The sequence below is a fragment of the Chlorogloeopsis sp. ULAP02 genome (assembly GCF_038404745.2).
Taxonomy (GTDB): Bacteria; Cyanobacteriota; Cyanobacteriia; order Cyanobacteriales; family Nostocaceae; genus Chlorogloeopsis.
The window spans coordinates 138,424-152,104 of the sequence record NZ_JAYKTT020000049.1; the positions used below are offsets into that span (position 1 = coordinate 138,424).

At 40.0% G+C, this 13,681-nt stretch carries 12 protein-coding genes; 4 read left to right on the plus strand and 8 right to left on the minus strand.

The genetic code is table 11. The features are described from left to right. Positions 1-285: 285 nt before the first annotated feature. On the minus strand, positions 286-2,511 hold the full coding sequence (locus U2718_RS17565; protein ID WP_342001517.1) for a hypothetical protein: 2,226 nt from the start codon (positions 2,509-2,511) through the stop codon (positions 286-288). Between the two features lie 560 nt (positions 2,512-3,071). Further along, on the minus strand, positions 3,072-4,256 hold the full coding sequence (locus tag U2718_RS17570) for a hypothetical protein (protein WP_342001515.1): 1,185 nt from the start codon (positions 4,254-4,256) through the stop codon (positions 3,072-3,074). Between the two features lie 521 nt (positions 4,257-4,777). Here U2718_RS17570 and U2718_RS17575 point away from each other — a divergent pair. Both U2718_RS17575 and U2718_RS17580 read left to right on the plus strand, forming a co-directional pair. Continuing rightward, positions 4,778-5,230, plus strand: coding sequence for a helix-turn-helix domain-containing protein (locus U2718_RS17575; RefSeq protein WP_342001513.1), 453 nt, complete (start codon positions 4,778-4,780; stop codon positions 5,228-5,230). A 415-nt stretch (positions 5,231-5,645) separates the two neighbouring features. Further along, on the plus strand, positions 5,646-6,692 hold the full coding sequence (locus U2718_RS17580) for a tyrosine-type recombinase/integrase (protein WP_342001509.1): 1,047 nt from the start codon (positions 5,646-5,648) through the stop codon (positions 6,690-6,692). Positions 6,693-6,713: 21 nt separating this feature from the next. On the opposite strand, the gene U2718_RS17585 is transcribed toward U2718_RS17580, so the two are convergent. Beyond that, complete coding sequence (locus U2718_RS17585; RefSeq protein WP_342001507.1) at positions 6,714-6,875, minus strand: hypothetical protein; 162 nt, start codon at positions 6,873-6,875, stop codon at positions 6,714-6,716. Positions 6,876-7,676: 801 nt separating this feature from the next. Between U2718_RS17585 and U2718_RS17590 the strand changes: the two genes are divergently transcribed. Beyond that, a complete protein-coding gene (locus U2718_RS17590) occupies positions 7,677-8,369 on the plus strand; it encodes a hypothetical protein (RefSeq protein WP_342001505.1) in 693 nt (230 codons plus the stop codon). 24 nt (positions 8,370-8,393) lie between these two features. On the opposite strand, the gene U2718_RS17595 is transcribed toward U2718_RS17590, so the two are convergent. From U2718_RS17595 to U2718_RS17615, 5 genes are all read right to left on the minus strand, one after another. Next, positions 8,394-8,609, minus strand: coding sequence for a hypothetical protein (locus U2718_RS17595; RefSeq protein WP_342001503.1), 216 nt, complete (start codon positions 8,607-8,609; stop codon positions 8,394-8,396). 278 nt (positions 8,610-8,887) lie between these two features. Then, the gene (locus U2718_RS17600) at positions 8,888-9,190 is read right to left on the minus strand and encodes a hypothetical protein (protein WP_069069453.1); all 303 of its coding nucleotides are present in this window, start codon (positions 9,188-9,190) and stop codon (positions 8,888-8,890) included. Between the two features lie 447 nt (positions 9,191-9,637). Then, positions 9,638-11,416 (minus strand): bifunctional 3'-5' exonuclease/DNA polymerase, encoded by a 1,779-nt coding sequence (locus tag U2718_RS17605; protein ID WP_342001499.1) that lies wholly within the window; start codon positions 11,414-11,416, stop codon positions 9,638-9,640. Positions 11,417-11,553: 137 nt separating this feature from the next. Next, positions 11,554-12,093 (minus strand): hypothetical protein, encoded by a 540-nt coding sequence (locus tag U2718_RS17610; protein WP_342001497.1) that lies wholly within the window; start codon positions 12,091-12,093, stop codon positions 11,554-11,556. A gap of 338 nt (positions 12,094-12,431) precedes the next feature. After that, positions 12,432-13,130, minus strand: a complete 699-nt coding sequence (locus tag U2718_RS17615; protein WP_411813316.1) for a hypothetical protein — start codon at positions 13,128-13,130, stop codon at positions 12,432-12,434. A gap of 130 nt (positions 13,131-13,260) precedes the next feature. Here U2718_RS17615 and U2718_RS17620 point away from each other — a divergent pair, with 130 nt between their 5' ends. Further along, positions 13,261-13,569, plus strand: coding sequence for a hypothetical protein (locus tag U2718_RS17620; protein WP_342001493.1), 309 nt, complete (start codon positions 13,261-13,263; stop codon positions 13,567-13,569). Positions 13,570-13,681 lie beyond the last annotated feature (112 nt).

The following is a 13,681-nucleotide window of genomic DNA, read 5'->3' on the forward strand; positions in this document are numbered from 1 at the left end:
ACTAAGTGGCGTTAACTAACAACTAACTAATTTCATCTTGAATGCTCCAGTGAACTGGAGAGTCAAGAGGCCATCTGAAGAATTTTTTTAAGCGCACATAAGCTTTATTCTTAGTCTTGGCGAGGCAATTTTCTAGGTTTGATAAATAGCGTCAACAGTTGTTAAATTGTCTTGAGCGTCTGTTGTAGTTAGAGTAACAATTGGTACTCCCGCACTAGTAATAATGCGTTTTTGCTTATCTTGGGAAGTTTCAATCTGAGGTGGAGCACCTGTGAAATTCAGCCATCACGTCTCACTTTCTTGAAACGCCAACTCCAACGAAAACGGTAGAGACCCAGGATTGGCAGCTGCCCACTCGTTGGCTTCTGCAATTAGAGTTTTGTTACCCGAATCAAGATAGAATTGCATTTTGGCACTTTGTTCCAAACGTTCGCGTTCTTTGCCTACAATTAAGCGTCGCGCAATTAGGCAGTACTCTCTAGCTAAACGCTTGGCGTGAGATGCTGCCTGGAGTCGCAACTTAGTCAGTTTCTTCAGTTCTGACAAAGCGAGAGTTTCAGCTAGGTCGCCTGAAGGTGTACTTTGCTCGCTAATTTCGGCTTTTGGTGACGTTTCAGGCGGCACAATTGCAGCTGTAGGCGTAGTAAGGGGAATACTGACAGAATTAATTAATAAGTTTTTGTTATTGTAATTTTCAGAGGCGCTGGGGTTAGAAAGGTATTTAAAATCCTTATCTGAATTACTTTCATTAACGTTTTCAGCTGGTTGTATAATATTTGAAGAAACTAATGAATTATCAGAATTACTGACACCTGAAGTTAAAGACAAATCTTCTGGTTGTAATAAATTCAATTCTTCGGAATTAATGTTAATTTCCTCAGATTCATGTTGTACCTGTGGTACAAACAATTCTCTTTCAAACTCAGGAACTTCTTTAAAACCTGCTGCTGGCTGCTCCCCTATAGGGGCATCAGCAGCAGGAGGTAAGCACTTACAAAAAACCTTCATATAAAAACAATGACCGTAATTTTCCATTTGATAAGGGTTTTCAGCACTTTGTTTTGGAAATGAGTTTTGAAAACTATCAAATTGCCCGTCATTGCTTGATTGATAAGGGTTTGAGCTATTTTCTGCCCAAGGGTCTAAAATGTAGCGCGTGGGATGCCACAAATGTAAGTGCTTTTGTAGTGTCTCTTGTGAGATAGTTTTGTTAAAGCGGTGCTTATACTCAGCACGTATCGCTCTCGCCCGTTCAGTAGCACCCGCTGGTAAGCCACCATCCCACTCTATTGCTCTTACTACTATCTGGATGCGTCGTTGGGCTTGTTGACTGCGTTCCCAGTTCTGTTGCTGGCGACGGTCAAATGGGATTACGTTATCTTTGGGTTTATGGATGCTTCTAATGCCTGCTATGGCTTCTGCAAATGTGTTGGTGAATGTACCCAACAGCCGTTCGGGATAACTAACGTAGGCGCTATACCATTTATTGCGAATTGTACATTCTACCCAATGCCGTACCCTAGCTTCGATTTCGTGTTGATGTCGGCAATATTGGCTATAGCCAGGGGCGTTAATTGCGGTGGAGAGGCAAAATTCGACTAATTCCTCACCCGTTAAGTCTAAAAAGACGATTCCGTAGCCTACAAAGATTTGTAGGAGGGTATTTGTTTGTCCAAGTCCAGTCCAACCGATCGCAATTATTTCTTCCCAGTTGGCACGCCACTGTGCAACATCAGCAGACTCTTGCTTGCGATATCTCTCTTGTGTAATTTGTTTTTTAGCTTTGTTCGCTACCCGTTTTAGTTTGGTTAAATCTTGACGGCTTGCTGCGCGATCGCAATGATCGAGGAAGATAGAAACTGAGTCGCTAATTGGTTGTAGGTCATCATCAAGTAAAAATGACCCGCTACCTGGTTGCATGGGGCAGCGGATGGCTTTGTAGTTGGTTATTTGTTTGGCACTATATGGTTTGGTGTTGGGGAAAATTTCTAGGTGTCCTTGGCGCAGAATAAAGCCTGCATTTCTCAAGGTAATCTCTAGGGCGCAAGCTAGGGCAAAGGTAGGCAGGGGGGATGCAAAGGTTAGGATCAGGTGATAGCCGCCACTAAAGCTGGACTGAAGGATAATGATATCGACTATGCCGATGTTCTCTAGCGCCGCTTTGATGCGATTTATAGATTCAATGTTATGGTAGTCCCCAAAAAAGTCTAAATCGATTGTGGCGTAACTGGTTGTGTCGTCAAAGCGCAGACCTACTAATTTTGACTTATCTTGGTGCAGCTTCCACAGTTGCGAGGGTTGCAGGTAGTGGTCGATAGTGCGCCATGCTGGTTTTGTACCTTCTACTAAAGAAGGGGCAACTATCGCCCCAAATGGATGCCAAAAACGTTCTACGTAGCGTTTGCCCAATGATTCTGCGGGCAGGTGGGGTTTGATTTTCTTTTTTGAAGGCTGTGAAAGGCTTAATTGGGGCTTGTTCTCAACATCTGAAGAGAAATTTTCTTGGTACATGAGTGACTGTCCTGATGATTTTTGTGCATCAGGTAGTCTCGCTGTTGGTCAAAATGTGTTAGCCTAAATTTGAAATTTTTATATTTAAGCGGTTGGTTATCCGCTTGTTGGAGGCGACTGGTAATCGTCTCGTGGTTGAAAGCAAACAAAGGTTTATACTTGTTTAGGCTTAGACATACGTAGGCTTAGGCTAAGATTTAGTCCAACACGCTTCACCAACAACAATGCGACTACCCAACTTTTTTTTGGTAATTATTTAAATGAGGCAGTTCGAGCGAAGTTGTCACTAAATCGACATTCTTAGTTTTGGGATAACAATGCAAAGCTAGTAACACCCACAAGTGTCACCCCACATTGGCTCTTGTTAGTACAACTGGTGAAGATGAAATTACTCACACTCCACCACCGAGTTTAAAAACAAAAAACAGTCAAATATCTTGATACGAGTTCAGCACTCAAAAAAAATGAACTCGTACTGCAATCAGTATTGAGATGCTAATCTATTAAGTAACGTTAAATTGTGGGATAAATTCTCTGCTAGATTAACTGCTCACAGCTATCTATGCAGCACGAATATTATCCTTTTTTCTATTTGTAGATACTTCTATTGCTTTCATTTGAGTCTTATAATCCTCCAAAGTTTTTTCAAATACGTCAGACTCATACATCCGCAATAAAACCTCCTCTTTCTCAGTTAAATTTGGGAGTTTTAACAACTCTGTCAAAGACACCTGAACTGGGAAAACATCACTAAACTTTTGCATTAAGTGAAGTATTCTTTTCCTCTGTGACGCAGATGGTTCATCTTGCAACTCTGCATCAATCTGTTGCGGACGTAGATTCACAATTTCTAGACTCATATTTACTAAATTCCTCAATCCAAACACAACAAACTCATTAGTTATACCAATAACTCGTCCCACAATTTCCAACTCTGGCCGCAGTCTCTTCTTAAATTGATATACTTGGTCAAGCTGGAAACGCCGAAACGGATTGCGATCGCCATTCCGTATCCAAGCAATACCATCAGCTATACTACCTATCTCATCTGCCTCAATCAGGTCTATCACTTGGTCACAGATATCTTGATTGCAAACAAACTTGTATGCTGCATCAATACTCCGGTTAAATTCCATCTCCAGTGCAATAACTGCCTTGAATTTTTGAAGTTCTCGTAATTGAGAAATCAAATCAAATACTTTCTTACCCTTGTGATAACTACCAACACTTATCCTTAGATTCTCTGAAACCTCCTGAATCACTCGCTTGCCCTTTCCTAATTGAAACTTACTCTCATTTATCGAATGATTCAAATTTGAATCATTCGATTGATTCAAACGACGGGCGCTTTGGCGCTGTCTTTCTTTCGCTTGGGGACGAAGTACGCTCTCCCAGTACTGCCCCTCGTGAAATTTCTGGTAGTGAGTCTTCCCGCCTTCGCGGTGGAGATTAAAGTCAAGCACTAGTTTCAAATCTTCTTCAGGCGAACCAGACTCGACAAATTCCACTTTCACAGTGGAAATTCCTAACTGGCGAGCTATCTGCAAGCGACACTTACCTGCCAAGACGATATTTACACCAGTACGTGCAGATACCTTTAAAGATTCAAGAATCCCTTTTTCCGAGATACTTTTTTCCAAAGCGGGACGATCCTCATTCTCACCATATATTTCTATCAGCTTTGGATGAACAACCAACTCCGCAGGAGAAATATATACAATTGCCGGATTATGCACAAGAGACATATTTATACTCCGGGTCACAAATTGTTTAAAAAGATAAGTTCAATCTTGAAAAACCTAAGCAGAAACCAGAAAAATCTTAACCAGCAAAACTTGTAGCACTTTCATCCCTTGGAAAAAGTGACAATTTTAAAAAATAATTAAATCTTGTAAATAGCAAAGGATTAACTACCAGAAAAACTCAAGGAAGAGAATTTTCTCGCGCAATAAACTATTATTCCCAACCTATTGAAAACCAATACGACTGAAGAGATATTTAACACACTGGCATTTGGAAAAAAGCATCTATCTTTAGATAGATTTGTAAAATTGGGTAAATTCATGATATGATGGCTCTAGATAACTTAATTGACAAAACAAAGTTCCGTCCTGTTTTAGTAACAGGTGGGCTTGTTTTTTCCTCAAAGCCCTGTTGGTAGCAGGGCTTTGAGTGAATCTTTAGGAAAAATGAACGCTACAAAAAGAGTATATCAGGCTTCATTCAATTTGGCAAAATTGTAGGTTTAAGCGGGGTAAATACTAAAATGCCTCATATTCAAATATTAAATCCTATTGAAAAGCAAGTATTAGAGGATATAGCAGTCACCGGCAGCTATGAAATGATCAAGAGAGCAAACATCCTGCTAGAACTTAATCGTGGGGAAAATCATAAAAATATAGTAAAAAAACTTGGTATAGCAAAGCAAACAGTAACAAACTGGAAGAAAAAGTGGACATCAAGTACCATAACATCGGAAACCTTGGAAGATGCGATCGCAAAGGTAAATGATGTATTAGGTGTGAACGCAGGCAGACCTAAGAAGTGCAAGAGCGCAGAAGCGAGCAAAATTGTCGAAATCAGCGAATGGAGCAAGAACCGAAAACCCAGTCGTTCAAAGCACCATTACCATATGCAAGTTGCTGAAGAAGCAAAGAGCAGGGGGTTGCCAGCACTATCGCCAAGAAGTATAGGTCGGATCTTGGAAGCGCAACCCTAATAGCATCAAGCTCAAATCAAGCTAACGGGCAATTCTATCTATTCAAAATGCCAGAATAACAACCAAGTCGCCGAAACTATCAAGTTAAAAGGTTTGCCCGAATTGTCGCCAACAACAATTAATCGCCTCCTATAAGCAAAAGGAGCAGTAAAAAAAATTGATAATTTCCTTAAACCATTCCAACCACTGGGATGGTTTAATTTTTGCATCTATAATAATTCAGCGAAAATACATAACGTAGTATAGTCAAGTGTTGGGTAACAAGCGAATAGCACTAGTGCTACAGCAGTATATTTAGCAACATTGCGAATGTGAAGGTTTAGTGGAAGATTTATCGCGCCAAAGTGAGTGTAGTCGGGCAAATCGAGAGAGAATAGATTTGATATCGAAAAGAACCATTTTCGCGCCCAATGCTATGTCTGATACTCCATATCCTCCCTGGCGTGCATCCCCAAAAGCAAACGATGACACCGGATTTGATGATGCGGTAGAGTCATTAAAAAAATCTCTTGAAGCCCCAATTGAGCGGTATTTTGCCGCAACAGAGGATGAACAGGATGTCATTGCTTTGATGCTGGCCAATATTCGCGCACCTAGTACGCGGCGCGAATACCAGAAAGATTTGCGGAAATTTTTTGTGGCGATGACTGGTATTGAGCCAAATGTTGACAGCGTGTTGGAATTTCTGCACCTGACCGAGAAACGGGCGGTGGCAGTGGTGTTGAAATATAAGGCCAAGCTACTGGCTATTGGGTTGAAGGAAGCAACGGTCAACCGTCGCCTCAGCAGCATTAAATCATTGGTGAAGTTTGCCCGCAAGTTGGGTGTATGCAGCTATACGCTCTTAAATGTGGAGTTGGAAAAGGTAAAGACATATCGGGATACCACTGGGGTGGATGCCCAAAGCATCAACAGTGTAGTCCAGCTAATTGAGCGCTCAACTGTTCATGGTCAAAGAGATTATGCGCTGTTGCGGCTGTTGTGGGAAAATTTACTGCGTCGCGATGAGGTCAGCAAACTAGACGTGAAAGACTTTGACCCCCATGAGTGCAGATTACGGATTTTGGGGAAAGGAAAGGGCACGAATGATGAATGGGTAAAACTGTCAGTAGCAACAGTTAATGCTATCTGTGATTGGTTGCAAGTCCGGGGTAATATCACCGCTTCCTCACCCCTATTTATCGCCCTTGATAACCGTAGCAAAGGGCATCGCCTCACTGGGGACGGCATCCGCAAAATTGTTGTCAATTATTTTGATGCAGCTGGTGTGAAAAAGTTAATGTCACCGCACCGCATCCGCCATAGTGGGATTACAACTCTTTTAGAAGCAACAGAAGGAGATGTGCGAAAGACGCAAAAAGTCAGCCGTCATGCCAAGCTGGATGTATTAATCCAGTATGACGATAACCGTAAACACGGTCAGTCAGAGATGACAAATTTATTAGCAGATATGATTGACTAAATGGATGCGTTAGCCAGGAAGTCACCCCCTGATTTGGCTACAAAAGCGATGGCTTTGCTCAAATTGTGCGCCAACAACTCCTGAACAACTCCAACAGTGGCTAACTAACTGTTGCAGACAGTAGTAATCTGACTGCTTTTTGGTAGAGGCGATCGCCTCCGGCGGGCGGGTACGCCATTGCAAGAAAGGGATACTGTTGGCGAAAGTGTTACAAACGCATAAACAAAAGTGTTACAACTAAAAGCTGCAACCGCAGATTGAAGGTTTGAGCTGACATAATACTTTCAAATACAAATATGTATTACATTCGCCAACTGTCCATTAAAGATTTATTTGTCAATTTTCAGCAATTAATGTCTGGCAGTGTCAGAGGCTAAAAGGCTTATATATCAAAGAGGCTACGCTTTTTGCTCCTCTTAAATTCTTTGAAAGCTTTTAAACAATTAAATGCCTTTTCTTTGAAAACTGACTCCTCAAGACTTAAACAATTAAATGCCTTTTCTTTGAAAACTGACTCCTCAAGACTTAAACAATTAAATGCCTTTTCTTATGTTTGTCTCAACAGACTACTGACTTTTGCTATTATTCAGGGGAGCGATCGCTCTATTAGGCGGGGCGGAGCATCGTCGCTTACTATCTGCCTACCCCAATGTTATTGTGGCCTTTCATCATCTAGCACCACTCGTGAGGATCGATAACCACAAGTATATTTATCAGTAAAAGTGACACTAATCCTTTAAAACTGAAATATACGAGGCTAAAGTATTAGTCTAATTGCATAGGGCTGGAAAAATCGAGCGTCTGGACATTAATTATTTAAAACTGACAAATAATTCTTTAATGGACACCAACGGTATCAGAAAGGGGGCGGGTACGCCATCGCACTCATGCGCTCCAAAATGATAGTGTCAAGGTAATTATCAAGATGGATGACGCGCTCACTCGGTCGCGGACAGTCCCGGTTTACCTAGACATTACCTAGACATGAGCCAAACAGGGAAAAACAAGAAACTGGCATCTTTTAACTGCGACCAAAAGATGTGGGAGCAGTTTATTGCCCGTTGTAAGTCGAAAGGGACGACGGCAACAGCCACGCTGACCCAATTTATCGAACTTTACCTAGATGATATAGATAACCTTGATGCAATTGGTGGCGATAATTTAGATAAACGCTTGGACTCTAAGATTAAAGCAAGTGTTGAGGAGTACTTGGTTGCTGGTAACAATAGTAACGCCAGTCTGACGAATGAAACGATATTAGCTATTTGCTCACGACTTGATAAGCTGGAGTCACAGTTTTCAAGTGAATCTAATAGCAACCAAACCACAGCAATTCATAATCTCGCCGATTTAGAACAAAAAGTGGAGGGGACGTGTGCCCGAATGACACAGTTGGCTGAGGCAATTATCAAAATTCAAAACTATCTTAACAACCAACCCAAACGGCAGAATAAATCGTACAAGAACAATTCATACTATCAACGGTCTACTCCCCGTATTCAACCATTAACAGAAGAAGGTTTAGCTGCAAGACTTGGTGTAAGTGTAGAAACTGTACGCGAGCAGCGGATTAAGCTGCCACCACCGCTGTTTGTGGGATGGTGCAAGGGCAAGGATAAATCGGGTATGGGGTGGGAATTTAACGAAAATACGGGATTATATCATCCGGCAACTTAGTATTTTTATGATTTTCAAATCTTCTCAAAATGAACCGTTCAAAGCTTCATTCTCCCGTGGCATCTTGACATTTTGAGCCTTAAAAATGATTTGAAAAGCAATATCTCTGCCTGACTGCTTCAAGACTTGCAAATAAGCAACAGCATCATCACGTCGGCGGAATCTTTTCACAACAATATTTTCTTGATTGGGAATATCACGGACAATACACCACGGTTTTAATTGCTCAGAATAAGTCATATTTTACTTTTTAAAAATGCTGTAAAATAACCATGTTATGTGCTTTAAAATCGCCAATATTTACCTTAAACGAGGAGGTATACTCAAAGACAGGTCAAATTGATATTGACAATTGCAATTATGTGTGTATTAAATTTATTGGACAGATATATAGCGTTCCGACTGGAATGAAAGAAAGTGTACTGAGTCTGAAAACCTTGCAGAGCAAAGTTTTTGTTTTAAAAACCTTTCAGTAATCAAACCGGATTGCTATATGTAGAATAGAAATGTTATTGAGATCAAGGCGAATGAGTCAGACATAGCAATTGCCAAAGTTGTTCAGGAACTTCTTCAAAATGTTCCAGCAAAAAGTCCATGAATGCCAAATGTCGTAAATCATTAGGCTGAGGATAGCGTCTAAATTTACCTTGCTTAAACCAACCTCTGACCGTAGAATCAGAACGACAGCAGATTAAGGCAATTTGTTCATAACTAACATCCCATTTGGCATAAAATTCTTCTGGTTTCATACCAAATTCCCAGTGACTGTAGAGTGAAATTAGATGAATTTCTCTTGCCCCTAAAATCCGGGGATTAGACATTAATACACCTCAAATATGTAGATTTTTTAACTCATTTCTTACATCAGGTATTTGTCAGTCACAGAGTTTATAGACACAAAAACTGAACCCAATTAAGCGGGTTTTAAACTCTTGATTCACTCTCAATCTGCGTAAGCAGATATAGTTAAAATAGTTCCGTTATTTATAATGGCTAGAATACCGATTCAGGAATAGCTATAAATATAAGCCTTTTTTCTCCCCCTGCTTCCCCTGCTCAAAAACAGCCCGCCCCAACAGATAAATGTCCTTAACTAAACGGTATTGGGATAGGGCGGGGATAGTGCTTCGGATCAAAAACGAAACGCCCTCTAACCACATTTTTGCACGAGCTATACTGTGAGGAGGGCAATTGAGTTTTTGACTAATCTTCTCAGAATAGCTTGACTGCAAATCCAACTTCAGTCGGACTCGGCAAGTTGGGATAGTTCACCAGCTATTTGATATTTTAATATCTATAACAACTGGAATAGGGCTGAGAAACTTTTGGGCAGCAGCAACCATACAATTGTGTAATATATGGCTAACTTGGTCAACTTCAGTCTCTGGACATTCCAGTACAATTTCATCATGTCTTACACAGATGAGTTTTGTTCTGAATTTAGCTAAGGTCGTTGAAAGTTTTACCATAGCTAATTTGTTGATGTCGGCATTTAAACCTTGTACTGGATGGTTAAATAGCTCTGATAGTCGGGGCTTGTTTACCCATCTCCGTCGTCTGTTTGCTAGTGTACGACTTTCCTTAATGCCTTGGATGTATTTACGTTTGATGTTTTCATGCCACCTAGCTATTCCAGGATAAGCTTCAAAGAATCGTTTTCTGAAAGCTTTTGCTTGTTCTAATGTCATTGCCACCCCATATTTTACTTGGGCGTAAATTTGGAGTTTGGCAGCGCCCATACCGAAAATCAATCCAAAGTTTATTGCTTTTGCTAGTCTGCGGTCTTCTTCAGTCACTTCATTGATATATTTTCCAGTTACTAGAGATGCTGTTAATCGATGTAAGTCAGCCCCCTGGCGATAGACTTGGCACATCTTTGTATCGCCACTGAGCCGAGCCATAATTCGTAGTTCTATTTGGGAGTAATCGGCTTTGATAATTTTATAGCCAGGGGCAGCAATAAAGCAGCTACGAGCTGCTTCATCACGGGGAATATTTTGTAGAGGTGGTTTGCGGCAAGAAAATCTACCGGATTTTGCTCCTAATTGATAATAGTTGGGATGAATTCTCCCAGTTTTGGGGTGGATATGCTGGGGTAGTTTCTCGGTAAAAGTGCCGATAATTTTGGATAGACGGCGGTAATCTAGCAATGCTTGAATTATGGGATACTGTGCAGCTAAAGAAACTAATTTACTTTGATTAGTTGAGTTAATTTTGATACCAATAGCTTGTAGAGCAGCCAAAACTTGCTGAGGTGAATTCGGGTTTACTGTATCTGTCAGTTCTGGCAGCAATGACATCTGAGAGCTAGCAATACGGAGTTGCTTGAGTTGGTTTAAAGCATCTGTTTTTTCAGCTTCTAGTTTTGCACCCAGTATCTGCCATCGGGACAAGTCAAATAGCATTCCGTTAAGTTCCATTTGAGCTACAACAGGCATACACTGAAATTCCAGTCGGGCAATTTTGAGTAACTTTGCCTGTTTTAACTTGTTGAGGAGAATTTGGTAAAGGTCAAGCAATATGGCAGCATCTACGGCAGCATAGTGCAATTGAACCTTAGTAAGAGGTTTACACCAATCGCTGATTTGTTGAGTTTTATCTAGTTGAAGGTGTAGTAGCTTTTTAACTATATTTTGTAAGGATGAGCTTGTTTTTAATCCTGCGGTTAGAACTTTATAAGCAAGTTGGGTATCAAAGAATTGACCAAAGGGTTGAAGTCCTGCGAGTGTGAGAAATTGCCAGTCGAATTTGGCATTATGAGCAATTTTGACAGCAGAGTTACAAAGCAGTTTTTTGAGCAGTTGGCGATCGCTTTTGGGAATAGCTGGTAAATCAATTAGCAGTACTGGATGGTTTGGTGCAGCTATTTGAATCAGTCTAATAGAATCAGTTAGAGGGTCAAGTCCTGTTGTTTCACAATCTATGGCTAAAACTTCTGCCTGAAACAGAGGTTGGAGAGCATAATTAAGAGTTGAAAGATTGGAAACAAGAGTATATTGTGGGGTATAAATACTAGTATTCTTAGTATTTATTAAGCCAGTCTTCATAATAAATAAAATTTAAATTTATCACCTATAAGCGATAGCTTGTATATGTACAAACTTAAAAAAAATTAGTTTTATACAAAAATTTTAAAACCTATTAAAGAGAGGTAATACTATCGAATATTCCTCTCTTTATATGATTAACTGACTTGACGCTTACCTGTTTTTGCAATGTTAAAATGCTGAATATTCTCTCGAACAGATGTAAAAGCAGTAGGAGCCAATTCTTTAATAATGGGTGTGACAATTTCTGGTGCCAGTTCTAAACGATGCTTAATCTGTGCTTGCAACCAGGCTAAAGGAGCACTTTTACTGTTGACTTTTTGTTTGATAATTAAGTCAGGATTGGATTTTGAAGCTTTTTTTATGGCAGTGGCAATTTTTCTGGCTGTCCGTAAATCAATTTTGTCTACATCAATGCTAACAAAGTTGTCTGGTTGAGGTTCTAGTTTTGATGGAATATGGTTAGTTGATTGATTTTCCAAATTGAGAGATTTCTCAATATCACTAGATTCAAGGTGTGATTGTTCAGATGTTGTGTTGTTGGTATGGTATTCGATATTGAGTGTAAATTTCTGCCACAGATGGACTATTCCCACAACGAAATCAACGAGCATCACAATAACATATAATGTTGTAATTCCAATGATGAAATGATTGAGAATTTCTTGAGTATTCATGATGACTAACTTGAGAATTTATGTTCATAACTAAAGAAGCGATCGCTTCCATTTAAGGCACATAAGCGTAAATAAATCTCCAGCCCTTCTCTTCTCTTTTTAGCTGCGTTAATGAGACGCTGTGTTTCGACTCCGCTCAACATAAATTCGCGTTTGGGTTCATCAGTACAAATAGACGGAAACCGAATAAAAAACGGATTATCAACACCGTCACACAAGCGATCCTGGCAACACAACGAGTAATTCCTTAATTCGGCTGGAGATTTATTTTTATGGTTCCCCCTAACAGAAAAATCCTCAACTGAAAATTTGAATAGACTGAGGAGAAGAGTGAAAATTCAGAACAGGCTAATTTGTACAGTTGAATTTGATGAAGGTTTAGGAGTTGGAGTGCTTTGGGTTGAGTCTAAGTTAGACTTGGTATTGACATGACGCTTACCCCATCCCTCTTGTGCTGCGTGTTTAACTATGCTGCGTCGAATTGATCTGCTAAGATAGTCGAATTCATTTTTTACCTGATTAAAATGAATGATGCGATTATTGCTGGCATTGCTCGTATCACCATCACCTATAAATTCATAAAAACTCTTGCAACCCTTTGGTAATTTATCGTATTTGGTTAAAACTTGATTACCTACCCAAAGATAAAGGTCAGCGTAGTCCCTATGCAGAGGTGCTTCGTAAGTTGCAGGCATCATGTAGGTAAGAACTTCTGTGGCTGTGCTGGAAACACCAACCTGATCCTGTTCGTATTCAGTGAAGATAAGTTCCAATCGATCCTGAATACAAGCAAACTTCAGCCATTGGGGAATTGTATCACTCCAAGGACTGCGATGAATTACCAATGGCCCTGCAAGGTAGCGAACATGGTGTAGGGAAAATTCAGCTATTTCTAAAAGACTTGCTAATAATTCTTTTGGTGTATTTAAACTTGCCAGAATTTGCAGCATTTTTCGGGTGTTGTCTGGCAGTTTGGTACTATTACCATTACTAATTTCTGCCATTATTTCTGGTGAAATTAAATTCATTTGCTCCATTTTTCATCTCGATATGAGCGCATCACCAAAATTAGCCAATCGGCTAAAAAATTAATGTCCAATAGGTGAAGGCTGATACTAGATAAATCTTTTTATGCTGGCATTGCTACAGTTTTTTTAGGTAATGTCAATGAATAACGAACCCACAATTAACCAAAATCTTGATACTGACGATAGTAGTAATTATCAGTCTGGCAGTGGCTATCAATCTGAAGGTTACGGTGTTGAGCAATCAAGTTCTGGAGATAGTAGTAATCCTTGGCAAGCAGACCAATTTAGGGATGGTTATCAAGAGAATATTTTTGAAATCAATCTTGGGGATACACCTTACACTGAATCGGCTGCTAATCCCAATCCTCAATTATCAGGATATGGCTCTGGCTCAGGTTACAAGTCTAATAAAAGTCAACAGTCAGCAGAAGAGGAGCTAGAGTTATAAGTCATATTTTCACTCTCTTCCTATACCCCATAAGCAACAATTAATTGGGTTTTTATTCAATAAATCACTTTGCTGATTGGGGTATAGTTGCTGTCATTTTTAAACCTGGAAT